The organism is Roseofilum acuticapitatum BLCC-M154, from assembly GCF_030068475.1.
GTDB classification, from domain to species: Bacteria; Cyanobacteriota; Cyanobacteriia; order Cyanobacteriales; family Desertifilaceae; genus Roseofilum; species Roseofilum acuticapitatum.
Window position 1 is genome coordinate 1 of record NZ_JAQOSP010000051.1, and the last position, 15,970, is coordinate 15,970.

The 15,970-nt window shown below is 46.9% G+C and carries 14 protein-coding genes; 8 read left to right on the top strand and 6 right to left on the bottom strand.

The window, feature by feature from the left end; genetic code table 11:
* Positions 1 to 105: 105 nt before the first annotated feature.
* Positions 106 to 321 carry a hypothetical protein gene (locus tag PMG71_RS07230; protein ID WP_283752985.1) on the bottom strand — a complete coding sequence of 72 codons (216 nt, stop codon included), beginning with the start codon at positions 319 to 321 and terminating at the stop codon, positions 106 to 108.
* Positions 322 to 356: 35 nt separating this feature from the next.
* Positions 357 to 812 carry an NUDIX domain-containing protein gene (locus tag PMG71_RS07235; protein ID WP_283752986.1) on the bottom strand — a complete coding sequence of 152 codons (456 nt, stop codon included), beginning with the start codon at positions 810 to 812 and terminating at the stop codon, positions 357 to 359.
* A 47-nt stretch (positions 813 to 859) separates the two neighbouring features.
* On the opposite strand from PMG71_RS07235, the gene PMG71_RS07240 reads away from it, so the two are divergent.
* Positions 860 to 3,514, top strand: a complete 2,655-nt coding sequence (locus tag PMG71_RS07240; RefSeq protein ID WP_283752987.1) for a PAS domain S-box protein — start codon at positions 860 to 862, stop codon at positions 3,512 to 3,514.
* Positions 3,515 to 3,517: 3 nt separating this feature from the next.
* Here PMG71_RS07240 and PMG71_RS07245 read toward each other — a convergent pair whose 3' ends face one another.
* Complete coding sequence (locus PMG71_RS07245; RefSeq protein ID WP_283752988.1) at positions 3,518 to 4,198, bottom strand: response regulator transcription factor; 681 nt, start codon at positions 4,196 to 4,198, stop codon at positions 3,518 to 3,520.
* 449 nt (positions 4,199 to 4,647) lie between these two features.
* Here PMG71_RS07245 and PMG71_RS07250 point away from each other — a divergent pair, with 449 nt between their 5' ends.
* The 4 genes from PMG71_RS07250 to PMG71_RS07265 all read left to right on the top strand — a co-directional run bounded on the left by PMG71_RS07250 (position 4,648) and on the right by PMG71_RS07265 (position 9,748).
* Positions 4,648 to 5,394 (top strand): phycobilisome rod-core linker polypeptide, encoded by a 747-nt coding sequence (locus tag PMG71_RS07250; RefSeq protein WP_283752989.1) that lies wholly within the window; start codon positions 4,648 to 4,650, stop codon positions 5,392 to 5,394.
* Between the two features lie 53 nt (positions 5,395 to 5,447).
* Positions 5,448 to 6,215, top strand: a complete 768-nt coding sequence (locus PMG71_RS07255) for a phycobilisome rod-core linker polypeptide (protein WP_283752990.1) — start codon at positions 5,448 to 5,450, stop codon at positions 6,213 to 6,215.
* A 99-nt stretch (positions 6,216 to 6,314) separates the two neighbouring features.
* Positions 6,315 to 6,644, top strand: coding sequence for a hypothetical protein (locus PMG71_RS07260; RefSeq protein ID WP_283752991.1), 330 nt, complete (start codon positions 6,315 to 6,317; stop codon positions 6,642 to 6,644).
* 65 nt (positions 6,645 to 6,709) lie between these two features.
* The gene (locus PMG71_RS07265; RefSeq protein ID WP_283752992.1) at positions 6,710 to 9,748 is read left to right on the top strand and encodes an AAA family ATPase; all 3,039 of its coding nucleotides are present in this window, start codon (positions 6,710 to 6,712) and stop codon (positions 9,746 to 9,748) included.
* Positions 9,749 to 9,835: 87 nt separating this feature from the next.
* Here PMG71_RS07265 and PMG71_RS07270 read toward each other — a convergent pair whose 3' ends face one another.
* The 3 genes from PMG71_RS07270 to PMG71_RS07280 form a co-directional block, all read right to left on the bottom strand.
* A complete protein-coding gene (locus PMG71_RS07270) occupies positions 9,836 to 10,819 on the bottom strand; it encodes a heme o synthase (RefSeq protein ID WP_283752993.1) in 984 nt (327 codons plus the stop codon).
* A 68-nt stretch (positions 10,820 to 10,887) separates the two neighbouring features.
* Complete coding sequence (locus PMG71_RS07275; protein WP_283752994.1) at positions 10,888 to 11,799, bottom strand: COX15/CtaA family protein; 912 nt, start codon at positions 11,797 to 11,799, stop codon at positions 10,888 to 10,890.
* Between the two features lie 315 nt (positions 11,800 to 12,114).
* Positions 12,115 to 12,258 carry a hypothetical protein gene (locus PMG71_RS07280; RefSeq protein ID WP_283752995.1) on the bottom strand — a complete coding sequence of 48 codons (144 nt, stop codon included), beginning with the start codon at positions 12,256 to 12,258 and terminating at the stop codon, positions 12,115 to 12,117.
* A 1-nt stretch (position 12,259) separates the two neighbouring features.
* Here PMG71_RS07280 and PMG71_RS07285 point away from each other — a divergent pair, with 1 nt between their 5' ends.
* The 3 genes from PMG71_RS07285 (at position 12,260) to PMG71_RS07295 (ending at position 15,689) form a co-directional block, all read left to right on the top strand.
* A complete protein-coding gene (locus PMG71_RS07285) occupies positions 12,260 to 13,249 on the top strand; it encodes a cytochrome c oxidase subunit II (protein WP_283752996.1) in 990 nt (329 codons plus the stop codon).
* A gap of 48 nt (positions 13,250 to 13,297) precedes the next feature.
* On the top strand, positions 13,298 to 14,956 hold the full coding sequence (ctaD, locus tag PMG71_RS07290; RefSeq protein ID WP_283752997.1) for a cytochrome c oxidase subunit I: 1,659 nt from the start codon (positions 13,298 to 13,300) through the stop codon (positions 14,954 to 14,956).
* 112 nt (positions 14,957 to 15,068) lie between these two features.
* Positions 15,069 to 15,689, top strand: coding sequence for a cytochrome c oxidase subunit 3 (locus PMG71_RS07295; protein ID WP_430541000.1), 621 nt, complete (start codon positions 15,069 to 15,071; stop codon positions 15,687 to 15,689).
* Positions 15,690 to 15,970 lie beyond the last annotated feature (281 nt).

The following is a 15,970-nucleotide window of genomic DNA, read 5'->3' on the forward strand; positions in this document are numbered from 1 at the left end:
TATATCAAGTCCGCTTAAGTACCCTAATTAAAAATCCAGGGAGCAAGATGCTCCCACTCCAGTCATATCAAAGAATTCGAGGAGTGCGGGCATCTTGCCCGCTTCTTAACAAATTTTCATGTCCGCTTGCGGAAACCGGACATCATATGAAACGCGAAGCGCGATTGCTTCCCTGCGGTCGCAATGACAACTGTTTAACCGGACTTGATGACTCAAGGTTTGCCAAAGCTTCACCCCTTGAGATGAAACGGTTTGCTCTGCCCAATATTGAATCACCGGTAAACCACCACCAGTTTGAGGGGTAGAATCAGAAGCCGTCATAAGAAATAGCTAGAAATTTTGATCGCCCCCCGATCTTAAGCCAGGGTGGTCTTTCCCTGCAAATAATCTTGGATTTGTTGGCGATGATCGTGGGAAAGTTTCCCTTCGGGTAAATTCGAGAACTCATAGGGTTGAGCCGCTTGAATTTCTAGGGTATCTTCAATAGAGAGATCCCCTTCTACCTGAGCTTCAACCAAAATGCAAACTGAATGGACTCTCGGATCGCGATCGGGTGCAGAATATACCCCCACCAAACGCCCAATCTTCACCACCGTTAATCCCGTTTCTTCTGCCACTTCTCGCACGGCTGCTTGATGAATGGTTTCCCCCCAATCGACTAATCCTCCGGGTAATCCCCAGGATAGATCGTCCTTGCGCTGCACTAAGACAACACGCCCATCAGGAAGAATGGGGATAATACTGGTTCCCACCAAGGGATGGCGGAAAATCAGTCCCAAAACAGTTTGAAAAATTTGCCACAGACGGCCCATAGGAAATATAGAGTATGTAAATCTGAGAATTTAGGAGTATTGGAGAGATGGATGTAAACGGTATTATTATCCTCGCTGGACTCCTATTACTGGCGATCGCCTGTTATCAAGTGTATCAGCAAATTCATCGTCGCCATCGGGCTGAACTGATCCTAAGACAACAAACCGAGCGAGAGCGGTTAATCCATGAAATTGCCCAACATATTCGCCAATCTTTAAACCTCGATGAAGTGCTGGCAACCACGGTAGCTGATGTGCGCCAATTTTTAGACTGCGATCGCGTCTTAATCTATCAAATTTATGGCGATGGAACCGGATGCGCCATTACCGAAACGGTTTTACCCGATTATCCGCGCATTTTAGGCGAAGTGTTTCCGGCAGAAGTCTTTCCCCAGGAATATCATCAAGCTTACATCAATGGCAAAAGTCGGGCGATCGCCAATATCGAACAATCCGACATTGAAGAATGCTTGGTGGAATTCGTGCAACAATTCGCCGTCAAAGCCAAATTAGTCGTTCCCATTATTCAAACCGAAATTGAAACCCCACAAACCCCCCATCCTGCGCCCCATCTGTGGGGTTTACTCATCGCCCATCACTGTCGCCAAACCCGGCAATGGCAACCCCATGAAATCGAACTGATGAAACAACTTGCCACCCAAGTGGCGATCGCCATCCGCCAATCTGAACTCTATCAACAACTGCAACAACTCAACACCCAACTCGAACAGCGCGTCGAACAGCGCACCGAAGAACTCGCCCGCACCAACCACGCCCTACGCCTGGAAATTGCGGAACGTCAACGCACGGAAATCGCCCTCCGGCACACCAACCACACCCTACAATCGCTCATTGCTGCCTCTCCCCGCGCCATCTTTACCCTCGACCTCCAAGACCGGGTACAACTCTGGAATCCAGCCGCCGAACAAATGTTTGGTTGGAGTGAACTCGAAGTTTACAATCAACCCAACCCCATCCTTTCCGAAGAAACTGTAGACGAATATCGCGACCTGCGTAAAGCCTGTTTGCAAGGCATCACCCCCCCCAGTTTAGAACTACGCCGCTTTAGAAAAGACGGCTCCCCCATTGATATCGTTTTCTCTGCTGCGCCTCTACTCGATAGCGGCGATCGCATTAGTGGTATGGTGGCCGTCGTCGCCGACGTGACCGAACAAAAACGGCAAGCGGAACAGGTGCGCCTCCTTCAGTCTGTAGTTATCAATACTAATGATGCCGTCCTGATCACGGAAGCCTTCCCCCTCAATCCCCCCGGCCCTCGTATTCTCTACGTCAATCAAGCCTTCACCCGCATGACCGGTTATACCCTCGAAGAACTGATCGGCCAAACTCCCCGCATTCTCCAAGGGGCAAAAACTGACCGGCAAAAACTTGAACAAGTCAAAGCTTCTCTAGGGGAATGGCAACCCCTCACCATGGAATTAATCAACTATCGTAAAGATGGCTCCGAGTTTTGGGTCGAGTTTAGTTTAGTTCCCGTTGCCAACAAACAGAATGAATATACCCATTGGGTGTCGATTCAGCGAGATATTAGCGAACGCAAACACACCGAAGAAGCTCTCAAGCGCTCCGAAGAACGGTTTCGTTCCCTGATTGAAAATGCCTTAGATATTATTACCATTGTCGATCGCCAAGGCACAATTTACTATGCCAGTCCCTCCGTTGAAAAAGTCCTGGGTTATCCCCCCACGAAACTGATGGGTCAAAACTTTTTTGACTTAGTACATCCCGATGACTCCTGCAAAATTTATCAGCAGATCATCAATAGCTTAGAAAGCCAAGAAGGGCTACTGCCCATGGAATTTCGCGCCCAACATCAGGAGGGGTTTTGGCGTATCCTAGAAGCTGTTAGCCATGCCGATCGATCGTCCGTGAGGGAAAATGGCATAGAAAGCTACCCAGAACCCCGATTTGTCGTCAATTCCCGCGATATTACTGCCCGTAAGCGACTCAATGAGATGAAACTGGCTCTAGAGCGGGAAAAGGAGCTACATACCCTGAAAACTCGCTTTTTCTCCATGGCTTCCCATGAGTTTCGGACTCCCCTGAGTACGGCTTTAGCGGCTGCCCAGTTGTTAGAACAGTCTTCCCAGCTCCATCAACCGGAAGATCCGGTTAAACGCTCCCGTAATTTACGGAGAATTCAAGATTCAATCAAACAAATAATACACTTGTTGGATGATATTCTCACCATTAATCGGGCTGAAGCAGGTAAACTAGAGTTCGACCCTCAACCCCTGAATGTGCCTCAGTTCTGCCGCCAGTTGCTGGAAGAAATTCAGTTGAGTGCGGGTCATCAGTATGGTCTCAAATTTATCTGTAGCCAGGATTCGGCTTGGGTGAATTTAGATGAAAAATTGCTGCGATCGATTCTTTCTAATTTGTTGTCTAATGCGATTAAATATTCTCCGATTGGTAGTGATGTCCAATTGCGCTTAACGGTTGAACCGCAGGAAATTGTCTTTGAAATTAGCGATCGCGGTATCGGCATTTCTCCAGAGGATCGAGACAAACTCTTTGAACCCTTCCAACGGGGTCAAAATGTGGGAAATATTCCCGGTACAGGATTAGGGTTAGTAGTGACTAAAAAATGTGTAGAATTGCAAGGGGGAACCCTTGAAGTTGACAGCCAACTCAACCTAGGCACAACCCTAACCGTCATCTTACCCATTAAGGATTTTTGATTTTTAAGGGTTCTCAACTTTCCCTAAACGATAGCCAATACCATGAACGGTTTCAATAAAATATTCTGGCGCACCAGCCGCTTTTAGTTTTTGACGCAAACTGCGAATATGTACTTTAATAGTATCTTCTTCTGGGGGATCTTTGAGAGACCAAATATGTTCAATCATCACATGACGACTTAATACCCGACGACCATTTCGCAGGAGTAATTCTAATAGGGAATATTCTTTGGGGGTTAAATGTAGGGCTTGATGATTATAGTTGGCTTCATAGGTGCTAGGATCGAAGGTTAAGGCTCCCCACTCTAAAATTGGAGCTGATACACTCCCTCGACGCAAAAGGGCGCGAACTCGTGCAAATAATTCACCCAAATCAACCGGTTTAACGATATAATCATCTGCTCCAGCATCCAAACCCGCAATTTTGTCGCTAACGGTATCGCGAGCGGTAATCATGAGAATCGGCATTTGATAACCTTGAAGACGAAGTTGCTTGCAGAGACTGATCCCATCGAGATCGGGAAGCATCACATCTAAGAGCAAGAGATCGTAGTCAAGAGCGTCAAAATATTCCCAAGCTGATGCTCCATTCTGGGCAATGTCAACAACATAAAGTTGATCCGTTAGGGCTTCTGCTAGAGTCTCAGCCAGACTTATGTCATCTTCAATTAAAAGAATCCTCATGTGGTTACAGTTGCCTTGACCCATTCCTTTCAGCTTACAAGAAAACTAAGCATATTCTCCCGGTTATTTGGGGATCAAGTATTACAAAATGTTAAATTTGGCGATATTTTAGGAATCTTTCCGATTTCTTTACCATTTGTTCACTCTTTTAATTACTTCTCATCTGCTAGGTTTCTAAGTTATGGGAGGTTGGCTGATTTAGACAGTTTCCTAGAGACTGGCTTAGAGTCCGTCTCTAGGCTCCTCCAGACTGAAGAATAACAAACAGATCTCTCATCTCCATTCAGAGATGAGGTCAAGGTAAGAAGTTCAGTTCGGCATAATTAGGTTCAAATGAGTCCTAATCGATCCCGTTTAGGCGATCGCTCAGGAGTTAGAATGCTCCTAAAGAGAAAGAAGCTCTTTAGGCATATTAACTTAGTTCAACTCAAAATAACCTTGGAGGTCTTATGGCAATTCCCTTGCTTCAATATTCCCCAACCTCTCAAAACCATCGGGTTGAGGGATTTGAAATTTCGAGTCCGGAAAAACCTCGTTTATATACGACTGAACTGTTGACTTCATCAACAGAAATGGGTGAACTGATTTGGGCAGCCTATCGGCAAGTGTTTAATGAGCAGCAATTGCTGTGTAAAAATCTGCAACAGAGCCTAGAATCTCAGTTGCGATCGGGTCAAATTACTGTCCGTGATTTTGTGCGATCGCTGCTTTTATCTGAAACCTTTCGGATCAACAACTATGAACCTAATAATAACTATCGGTTTGTAGAATTGTGTATTCAACGGGTACTCGGACGAGAAGTCTATGGAGAACGGGAAAAATTAGCCTGGTCGATTATTCTGGCGACTGAAGGTTTAAATGGATTTATCGATCGATTGCTCGATAGCGAAGAATATTTGACCCATTTTGGCGATCGCACCGTTCCCTATCAACGGCGGCGGATTTTACCCCAACGTTCTCAAGGAAATTTACCCAGTGCCAGAATGCCTCGTTATGGAGCAGATTATCGCCAGAAGTTAGAACAATTGGGTTATTTTCAACCCCCTAAAGCCGATTATCGCTGGTCATGGCAACAACCTCCTTATCCGGTTTGGCTTCGTCTAACAGGCACAATCATAACTCTGACTGGGGCAGGATTATTAAGTTTAGGAGTAGGCGCTGTAGCTTTAGCAGCCTGGGGAATGATTTCCTTATAACAGGGAAAACATAATCAGTTTAAAAAATTGAAACTTCATTTAGGATGATACCCATGAGCATTGTATTAGATGCACCAGTTGAAATGTGGAAAAGCAGTAGCTTAGATGAACAGCAAGCCATCATTCGTGCTGTTTATAAGCAGGTGTTGGGGAATCCCCATGTGATGGAAAGTGAACGGCTGGTGACGGCTGAATCCCAGCTTGTTCAAGGAGAGATTACTGTACGGGAATTTGTGCGGGCTGTGGCTAAGTCTGAGTTCTATCGTCGTCGCTATTTTGAATCCTGCGCTCCCTATCGATTTGTTGAGTTAAATTTCAAGCATTTATTGGGCCGTGCCCCAATGGATCAGAAGGAAATTTCAGAACATATTACCCTCTGTATTGAGGGAGGTTATGATGCTGAAATTGATTCCTATCTGGACAGTATGGAATACCAAGAAAAATTTGGGGAGAATATTGTTCCTTACTATCAGGGATCGATGAGTCAGACGGGACAAAAACAAGTCGGTTATAACCGCACTTTGTCTTTGTATCAAGGGAATGCGGGGGTAGACAGTGCATTTAAGGCTTCTCGCTTGGTACAAGATGTGGCAACCAATGCCGCAACTAAGATTACGTTGCCTTCTAAAGGCGGTCGTGTTGCGGGTTATAAAGATGCGACTGAGAAGAAGTTTGAAATTGTGGTCAAAGGGTCTAAATTTGACTGTCCGCGTCATGTGAGTACGACTAAGTATTTGGTTTCTGGATCTAAGATGACTCCCCAAATCCAGCGTATTCATAAAGCGGGCGGCAAGATTGTAAGCATTACAGAAGTGGCTTAAACCCAACAAGAGCTACTGCGCCCTGGTAGTCAATGATTAGACCAAAAAAACAAGGGGTTTTATCCCCTTGTTTTGATCTAGAGAGTTGAAAAGTTCTGAATGGAGAGAGCTGTGATCCCCCCAGTGGCTTGTCAAAAAATGCGAAATTGGATTAGAAATCGCTATTTAATCTGTTCCGGTAGTTTTTTCATCTTTCAAAGTGTAGAATACTCAGCAGTAGAACGATTTGAAGAGTGTGTATCGAGTTTGGGTGGAACGTTGATTTCGGTCGAACCGGCTAAACGGGTTTGGATCGGACAACATCGACAGGTGATTTTGTATGAAGCTAAGGCGAGTTTACATACGCCGAATCATGGTTTGAAACAGTATTGGTTGCAATACGGTAGTTTCTATACGAAGTTTAACGATCCCTGTGCAGAGGATAATTAGGGAATGGGGGTAGGATCGGGTACACTTTACCTTAAGGGATTAAAGGATAAGGTAGTGCTTTTGGAATGATACCGCTACAATTGACGCTGAAAAACTTTCTGAGTTATCAGGAGGCGAGCCTAGATTTTAGTCAACTCCATACCGCTTGTATTTCTGGGGTGAATGGGGCGGGAAAGTCGTCTTTGTTGGAGGCGATCGCCTGGTGTCTGTGGGGTAAAAGTCGTGTTAATACGGAAGATGACTTGATCCATTACGGAGCGGCGGAGGTTCGGGTGAGCTTTAGCCTCATGCAACATCAGCAAACGTTTCGGGTGATTCGTACTCGTCAACGGGGACAAACGACGAGTCTGGAGTTTCAGGTGCAAACGGAAAGGGGGTTTCGTTCCCTGACGAGTCGGAATATGCGCCAAACTCAAGAGCTGATTATTGAGAGTCTGAAACTGGATTACCATACGTTTGTGAATTCGGCTTATTTGCGCCAAGGCAGGGCGGATGAGTTTATGCTCAAAGGGGCGATGGAGCGTAAGCAGATTTTGGCGCGGTTGTTGAATTTGGATCGCTACGATCGCCTGAGCGATCGCGCTAAGGAAATTGCGGTGCAGCATAAGGCGACTGTGGCAGTGCTGCAACCGCAACTTGAGGCGATTCAAAGCCAACTGACGACAGAAGAGGCGATCGCGGAAGAACTGCAAGCGATCGAGCAACATTTGCACCAACTCCAAGATACCCAAGCGAGAGCAAAGCAACAACTGGGCAGTTGGCAAACCCTCCAGCATCAGCAACAAACCTTACATCAGCAACTTCAATGGCATCAAAGCCAAAAGGAAAGCCTCGATCGCGATCGCCAACGTTTGCAGCAAGAGCGAGAAAGTGCGATCGCTCAAAAGGAGCAACTCGAAAGCCTTTTAAGGCAAGAAAATAGCATTACAACCGCTTATCACAACTTCGAGAACCTGCGAGTCAGGGAAGCCCAACTTGCCGCCCAATTTAGCGCCTATCAAACCACCCAAGAACAGCTTAATCATCTGCGCCAAACGCAAAAAGAGCAACAGCAAGCCTTAGACGATCAACTACGTTTAATTCGCATTCAACTGGAGCATCTGCACACCCAAGAGAAAGAACTCAAAGCCATACTCGATCGCCAGCCAGAAATAGAAGCAGCCCAAGTTAAACTCCAACAAGCCCGCGATCGCCTCAATTCCCTCGATCAGCTCCAATTACAAGTCTCTCCCCTGCTCCACCATCGCCAAAATCTGCAAACTCAACTCGATCGAGCGACTGCTCGCTGTCGAGCCAAACTCGAAGAATTACAAGCCTCTTGGCAACGACTGCAAACCGAACAAGCAGAAACCCCCTTATTAGAACAAGCTGCCCAAGATCTGGCAGGAGAAATTGCCCAATTAGAGAAAAAACGGATTTATCAACAGCGCGTCTTAGAGAAAGGGCAAGAACGGCGCAATTTTATGGAGCGGTTGCACACCCAGCAGCGCACCTACCAAAGTCAACTCGATGCCATTAGCCAAAAATTGCAACTGCTGCAACAGCGATCGCCCTCAGAAGAAACACAAGAGAAGAATTATCCACCTTGTCCATTATGCGATCGCCCCCTCGATGAACACCACTGGCACTTAGTCCAACAAAAACACACCTCCGAGCAACAGGAAATCCTCAATCATCTTTGGATCATTCGCGAACAACTTGCCACTGCTGAACGGGAAATTCAAGTCCTGCGCCAAGAATACCGGGATTTAGATCGAGAACTCGCTGGGCTGAGTCCCGCTCTCGAAAAGCGAGGGCAACTGAAAGCCGTCTTAGATGTCACCGAGCAAAAACTCGAACGTCTGCAACAGTTGCAAACGGAGATTTTGGAACTCGAAGAAGCTTTGCAAACTCGCAGTTATGCCCAAGACTTATATACAGAACTCGAAACGATCGATCGGCGACTCCATAAACTTAATTATGACGAAAAAAATCATGTTCTCGCCAAAAATCAAGTCGAAAAATGGCGCTGGGCAGATATCAAACAAGGGGAAATCAAATCCGCTCTCAAACAGCAGCAAAAACTACAGCAAGAGCGTCCCGAATTAGAAGCCCAACAGCAGCAACTCAGCCGCCGCTTAGAAAAATTACAAACCACCTCTAGCCTACAGCGCCAAATTCAAATCTTAGAAACCCAATTAGCCGAAATTGGCTACGATCCAGAGAACCACCAAACCCTAATTCACCAGTTACGAGAGGGCCAAAGTGCCCAATTTCGCTATCAACAATTGCAACAAGCTCAAGAACAGTATCCCCAAGTGAATCAGACTTGCTTAGAATTAAATCGTCGCTTAGAAGACCATCAACATCGAGAGCAGGAATTACACAAAAGTTTAGAAAGCTTAAATAAAATACTGCTCCAAAATCCCGATGCTACGCCTCAAGTAAAAGCCTTAGAAAAACAACTTCAGGATGGACAACAGCAGCGAGAAGAATGGCTTGCTCGTCAAGGCAGATTGCAACAGCAGCAGCAACATTTACAAGGTCTCGATCGGCAGTATCAAACCCTTAAAGAACAACTCGATAGTGCCCATAAGAATTATCGAATTTACAGCGAATTAACCTATGCGTTTGGTAAAAAAGGCATTCAATCTCTGATGATTGAGAACATTTTACCAGAGTTAGAAGCGCAAACCAATCGCGTATTAGCGCGGCTCAGTTCTCATCAGTTGCATGTGCAGTTTATCACGCAAAAATCTCAGAAGACAAAAAAAGATAAATGGGTAGAAACTTTAGATATTTTAATTGCTGATTCCCATGGAACTCGCCCCTATGAAACCTATTCAGGTGGGGAAGCCTTTCGGGTAAACTTTGCCATTCGTTTAGCCTTAGCGAAAATCCTAGCCCAACAGTCCGGGACATCCCTACAAATGCTGATTATTGATGAAGGATTTGGCACACAAGATGAGGAAGGGTGCGATCGCCTCATCGCCGCTATTAATGCCATCTCCCCCGAATTTGCCTGCATCCTCACCATTACCCATCTGAGCTTTTTTAAAGAAGCCTTTCCCCTGCGGATTGAAGTCACCAAAACCGCTAACGGTTCCCAACTTGCCGTAGTCTAGAAAAAACCAGTTTTCTCCTTGTGCCATTAAAAAACCCGCCGTAGCGGGTAAGACAAACAACAGAGAACAGACTCAAGATGAATGATCTTAACTCATACTCAACACCATCCCCATCAGAGCCTCTAAATGGCCAGTACAAGCTTGTACCATATGATGGGTAATGGGCAGGCTATCGATCACCATTCCCGTACACAATACCATCATATACAAAATCGAATACTTAAACATGGATTTTGCTAAAGGCAGATCCTCCGGATTTTTCAACAAAACCCAAGCTTTTTGAAGAAAAATTGCCCCTAAAACCACCGCGAAAGCACCATAGACTACTCCACAGACTCCCAAGGGATAAATCAACATCAACGAAACCGGAACCACCAACAACGAGTAGATCCAAATTTGCTCAGTTGTAGCTTCTTCCCCTTCTACTACAGGCAACATCGGTACATTTACACTCGCATAATCTTCCCGAATCATCAGAGCTAAAGCCCAGAAATGGGGAGGAGTCCAGAGGAAAATTAAGCCAAATAATAACCAAGCTGCCCAACTTAATTCTCCCGTAACTGCCGCCCAACCCACCAAGGGAGGAATTGACCCAGCCGCGCCACCAATGACAATATTTTGGGGCGTATTGCGTTTGAGCATATGGGTGTACACCACCATGTAAAAGATAATCCCCATCATCGCCAAAAGAGCCGCTTGCAGATTAGCAAATCGGGCTAATAAACCAAAAGATAACCCTGCCAGAGTGAGGGCAAAAATCAGGGCATGTCGCGGTTGCACTTTTCCGGAAGGCAGGGGACGCTTGCGGGTGCGTACCATAGCATAATCGATATCCAAGTCATAAATGCAGTTCAGGGTTTGGGCAGAGGCTGCGGCTAAGGTTCCTCCAGTCAGGGTTACCAGTAAGAGAATCGGATCGATTTTGCCCTCTGAGGCTATCCACATACTAGCGGCTGTGGTGATCAGGAGTAGGGGAATAATCCGAGGTTTGGTGAGTTGATAATAGTTTTGCCAAGTCTCCAGTAGAGTGTTTTGGAGAGAGGATACAGAAATTCTTGCGGTGTCTTGCATAGATTAATCGGGCGCTTTGCGCTGGTAATGGGGTCAAGCGTAAGGGGTAAGGGGTTTTAGGGATCATCTCAGTGATGGGTCGCACGATCCCGCCATGCTAAAACAGAGAATGCGGTTAAAATCCCCAATAAACAGGCTCCAATGGTTTGATGGGCAACGGTTAGGGGTTCCACTTGCAGATGTAACCACAAGGTTCCCACTCCCAACAAAATTTGTAAAACTAAAAGGCCTCCTGCATAGTGAATTAAGCGCCGTAGCAAGGGGTGAAGGGCAGGAGTGCGCCGGGCCCAAACAATCAGAATTGCGGTAGTGATGATAGGAGGCAGTACCCCAGCAATATGGCTATGCATAATGCCACAGAGTTGATTTCCTCCTAAGCATTGATGAACGGCCCATTGGGAGGCAACCAGGGCCCCTAAAATACTTTGAATGTAGACCAAAGCGGCGGCAAATGACCCCATCCAGGGGAGTTTTCCGGTTGCTCCTGTGCCGTTATAGGGTAAGAGCAACATCCAGATGGTGACCAGACTGAGGAAAAAGAGGAGGGCAGTTCCCAGATGGGCGGCCACAATATCAAAGCGGAGCAGCTCGGTGACGGTGAGTCCTCCGAGGAGTCCTTGGAAAACGACTAATCCTAAACTGCCACTAGCAGCCCAGGGTAACCATTGGGGCAGTTCCTGACGATACCACCAAGAGAGACCCATGAGGTAGATTGCCCCTAAGCCAATGACACTGGCATCAAGACGATGGAACCATTCCAGAAAGACTTGTAGATTCATCTGTTGGGTGGGGACTAAGGTTCCATAACATAGGGGCCAGTCTGGACAAGCTAAACCGGCATTCATCACCCTGGTGGCACTACCAACGGCCATTAACAGCACTGTAGCCACGACCAGCTTGAGGACTAAATTGAGGATTCTTTGTTGAGGGTGAACTCGATGCTTCGATTCTATTTGTTCATGGAAGGTGAAATGAGTCATGCCTATATCCACAGTTCGTTTATGCAATAAATTATCGATCCATGTTAATCAATTGGTGAGCAAACGCTCACTAACCGAAGACAGAGGTCAAGACCATCGGGCCAGTTCCTACTGGTCTACTACTGTAATCAGGCGATCGCCAATCCTAGCCAGGCTTTCGATTTTCTTTCGATTCTCAGTCATGGGTAATGAGTAATTGAGTAATTGAAAAAAGTATTAAGGATAGCTTAGGATAACTCCTGAATTGACGAGACCTGCTCTAACGTAAATAGAGAAGTCAAGACTCCCTCAATCTAAAAAAAGGGATATCATGCTTCATACTCGCTCCCTAGGAGAATCTAAGCATTGGTGTAGAGGTGTACCAACTGCCGATTGGCGATCGGCTATCCTACTGACATGACCGATTACCAATGCCCAGCCCTGTCGTTCAAACCCTTGAAGATCAACCGGCCGAATCACCGTGAATATTCCCAGTAACATTATCACCTTAATTTCAGGCATTCTCTTAACCCTGATCAGCCTCTGGTTTGGTCAACATCATGGGTTATTGCCTGTTGCTGCTTCCGAAGAAGCACCCTGGATTGATGGTCTTTTTAATACAATGATGACCATTTCCATCGGTTTATTTTTGCTCGTTCAGGGCATTCTGATCTATTCGATCATCAAATTTCGTCAGCGTCCAGGGGACGAAACCGATGGCCCTCCCATCGAAGGTAATATTCCCCTAGAAATTGTCTGGACAGCAATTCCAGCCATGATTGTTTTAGGCTTAGGGGTGTATAGCTTCGATGTTTACACGAATATGGGTGGACTCGATCCCATGGCTTCCCATGACCATGGTCAACAGATGGCCCACCATGGGCAGGGAGCAGCCATAGCCGCGTCCCTGGAAGCACCAATGCTCGAAAAAGCAGACCGTCGAGTGGCGATCGGCATTGGCGCAGATCCCAAAGAAATAGGCAAAAGTGCCGATCTCGTCGTAGATGTTCTCGGCCTCCAATATGCCTGGATTTTCACCTATCCAGAAACTGGAATTGTCAGTGGAGACCTGCACATGCCCGTAGACCGAGATGTGCAACTTAACATCAAAGCCTCTGATGTGATCCACTCCCTGTGGATACCCCAATTCCGAGTCAAACAAGATGCGATTCCCGGCCGGGATACCCAACTGCGACTGCGGCCTAGAGAAATGGGAACCTATCCCGTTGTCTGTGCAGAACTCTGCGGAGCCTACCATGGGGGCATGAGAACCACTACCATTGTGGAATCCGCAGAAGATTTTGACCAATGGATGAATGAGCAACTGGCCTCAGCCGATGGAGAAAACATCGGAACCCCAGTCGCTAACCTCTCCTCCGAAGCATACCTCGCGCCCTATACCCAAGAAATGGGTATTGATGAGAACACCCTTAAGGCTATGGGTGTGGGGGATAGGGAGATAGGGGGATAGGGAGACTAAGACCCATTACTCATTACTGATTACTCATTACTCAGATCTATGACACAAGCACAAGAATCAGCCGTTGTTGAAGCCTATCGCCCCAGTTGGCGAGATTTCTTAAGCTTCAGCATCGACCACAAAATAATCGGGATGCAATACCTGATTACCTCCTTTGTCTTCTACATCCTAGGAGGACTTTTAGCCGTTGGTATCCGTACCGAACTGGCGACCCCACAAGTCGATTTTGTCAGCCGCGAACTCTATAACGGTTTATTTACGGTTCATGGAACCGTGATGATTTTTCTTTGGATTGTCCCTGCTGGAGCGGGTTTAGCTAACTATCTGGTTCCTCTGATGATTGGGGCTAAGGATATGGCCTTTCCTCGGCTTAATGCGGTGGCCTTCTGGCTGATTATTCCAGGGGGCATTCTGTTAATGGCGAGTTTCTTTGTGGGCGCTCCTGGAGCAGGCTGGACTTCCTATCCTCCCTTAAGTACCACGGGTGAAAAGGCGGGGGAATTTATTTGGATTCTCAGTGTGTTGTTGTTGGGAACCTCTTCAATTTTGGGGGGGATCAACTTCATGACCACGATTGTGAATATGAGAATGCCGGGTATGGGGATTTATGATATGCCCCTATTTTGCTGGGCGACGGTCTCGGTTTCCATTTTGATTTTGATGTCTACTCCGGTTTTAGCGGGGGCCCTGATCCTGTTGGTGTTTGATTTAATGGCGGGGACTTCGTTTTTTAATCCTACGGGTGGCGGCGATCCGATTGTTTATCAGCATCTGTTCTGGTTTTATTCCCATCCGGCGGTTTACATCATGATTGTGCCCCTGTTTGGGGTGATTTCGGAAATTATTCCCGTACATTCACGTAAGCCGATCTTTGGGTATAAGGCGATCGCCTATTCTAGCCTTGTGATCAGCTTCCTGGGCCTGATTGTTTGGGCCCACCATATGTTCACCAGTGGCACACCGGGCTGGTTACGCATGTTCTTCATGGTTGCCACCATGATTATCGCCGTCCCCACCGGAATCAAAGTCTTTAGCTGGCTCGCTACCCTTTGGGGTGGAAAAATTCGCCTCAATAGCGCCATGCTCTTTGCCCTCGGCTTCCTCTCTCTCTTTGTAGTGGGGGGCTTAAGTGGCATCATGTTAGCTTCTGCTCCCTTTGACATTCACGTTCACGACACCTATTTTGTTGTCGCTCACCTGCACTATGTCCTCTTCGGTGGTAGCGTTTTCGGCATCTATGGCGCAATTTATCACTGGTTCCCCAAAATGACCGGTCGAATGCTCAATGAAACCTGGGGTAAAGTGCATTTTGTCTTAACCTTCCTTGGCTTTAACCTTTGCTTCCTCCCCATGCACTGGTTAGGCTTGCAAGGAATGCCTCGCCGGGTAGCGGAATATGACCCGCAATTTGCCACGGTTAATATGGTCTGTACGGTGGGATCTATTCTGTTGGCAATTTCTACTTTGCCTTTCTTAATTAATGCCGTTTGGAGTTGGTTAGCTGGCCCCATCGCTCCCGCGAATCCTTGGAATGGCTTAACCCTAGAATGGTTAACCGCTTCTCCTCCTCCGGTGGAAAACTTCTTAGAACCCCCGATTCTTTGGTCTGGCCCCTATGATTATGGGATTGATACGGAAGCGTCGGAAGAAGAGAAATCTGTGGATGAGTTGTTAGCAGAAATGAAACCATCGACCTAGGGGAGTGGGGGAGTGGGGGAATGGGGAGATGGGGGAATGCTTCCTATTCCCTATTCCCCATTCCCCATTCCCTATTCCCTATTACCCATTACCCAATTGGAGGAAAATTTACATGCAAAGTTCTGCTGAAGCTACAGCAACGGTAATGGGATATGCCGAAGAAACCCATGGCGTATCCCATCATGAAGAGCATCCGGATCATCGCATATTTGGGATTTTAATGTTCCTGATTGCGGAATCGATGATCTTTTTAGGCTTATTTGCCGCTTATCTGACGTTTAAGCTGACTGCACCCGATTGGCAACCGGAAGGCACGGAACTGGAATTGCTCTTACCTGGCGTTAATACGATTATTCTGATCTCCAGTAGTTTTGTGATTCATAAGGCTGGAGATGCGATTAAGAATAAAGATGATGAAAAAGGACTGAGACTGTGGTTTGGAATTACTGCCCTGATGGGATTTGTGTTTCTGATCGGACAGTTGTATGAGTATTTCCATCTGAGTTTTGGCTTAACGGATAATGTGTTTGCCAGTACGTTTTATGTGCTGACGGGCTTCCATGGTTTGCATGTTTTGTTCGGATTGGTGCTAATTTTGGGGGTATTGTGGCGATCGCGCATTTCGGGTCATTATTCCCAAGAGTCCCACTTTGGCGTAGAAGCTGCCGAGATTTACTGGCACTTCGTTGACGTGATCTGGATTGTTCTGTTTACTCTGTTATATATCCTGTAGAACATTGGGAATCTCCTGACCCTGATGTTCTAGAAACCCGGTTTCTACCAGAAACCGGGTTTCTTTGATCTTACTGGAGTGGGAGCGTCTCGCTCCCTATCTCCCCCCCCCCTTGTGATAGCGAGCAAGATGCTCGCACCCCCATCTCCCCATCCCCCCATCTCCCCCCCCCTTGTGATAGCGAGCAAGATGCTCGCACCCCCATCCCCCCATCCCCCCATCCCCCCCCTTGTGATAGCGAGCAAGATGCTCGCACCCCCATCCCCCCATCCCCCCCCCTT

What these genes read in the sequence shown, in the direction of transcription:
- PMG71_RS07235 (WP_283752986.1), bottom strand. Translation starts at nt 812, where the DNA reads ATGGGCCGTCTGTGGCAAATTTTTCAAACTGTTTTGGGACTGATTTTC.
- PMG71_RS07245 (WP_283752988.1), bottom strand. Translation starts at nt 4,198, where the DNA reads ATGAGGATTCTTTTAATTGAAGATGACATAAGTCTGGCTGAGACTCTA.
- PMG71_RS07230 (WP_283752985.1), bottom strand. Translation starts at nt 321, where the DNA reads ATGACGGCTTCTGATTCTACCCCTCAAACTGGTGGTGGTTTACCGGTG.
- PMG71_RS07250 (WP_283752989.1), top strand. Translation starts at nt 4,648, where the DNA reads ATGGCAATTCCCTTGCTTCAATATTCCCCAACCTCTCAAAACCATCGG.
- PMG71_RS07255 (WP_283752990.1), top strand. Translation starts at nt 5,448, where the DNA reads ATGAGCATTGTATTAGATGCACCAGTTGAAATGTGGAAAAGCAGTAGC.
- PMG71_RS07265 (WP_283752992.1), top strand. Translation starts at nt 6,710, where the DNA reads ATGATACCGCTACAATTGACGCTGAAAAACTTTCTGAGTTATCAGGAG.
- PMG71_RS07240 (WP_283752987.1), top strand. Translation starts at nt 860, where the DNA reads ATGGATGTAAACGGTATTATTATCCTCGCTGGACTCCTATTACTGGCG.
- ctaD (WP_283752997.1), top strand. Translation starts at nt 13,298, where the DNA reads ATGACACAAGCACAAGAATCAGCCGTTGTTGAAGCCTATCGCCCCAGT.
- PMG71_RS07295 (WP_430541000.1), top strand. Translation starts at nt 15,069, where the DNA reads ATGCAAAGTTCTGCTGAAGCTACAGCAACGGTAATGGGATATGCCGAA.
- PMG71_RS07260 (WP_283752991.1), top strand. Translation starts at nt 6,315, where the DNA reads ATGGAGAGAGCTGTGATCCCCCCAGTGGCTTGTCAAAAAATGCGAAAT.
- PMG71_RS07270 (WP_283752993.1), bottom strand. Translation starts at nt 10,819, where the DNA reads ATGCAAGACACCGCAAGAATTTCTGTATCCTCTCTCCAAAACACTCTA.
- PMG71_RS07275 (WP_283752994.1), bottom strand. Translation starts at nt 11,799, where the DNA reads ATGACTCATTTCACCTTCCATGAACAAATAGAATCGAAGCATCGAGTT.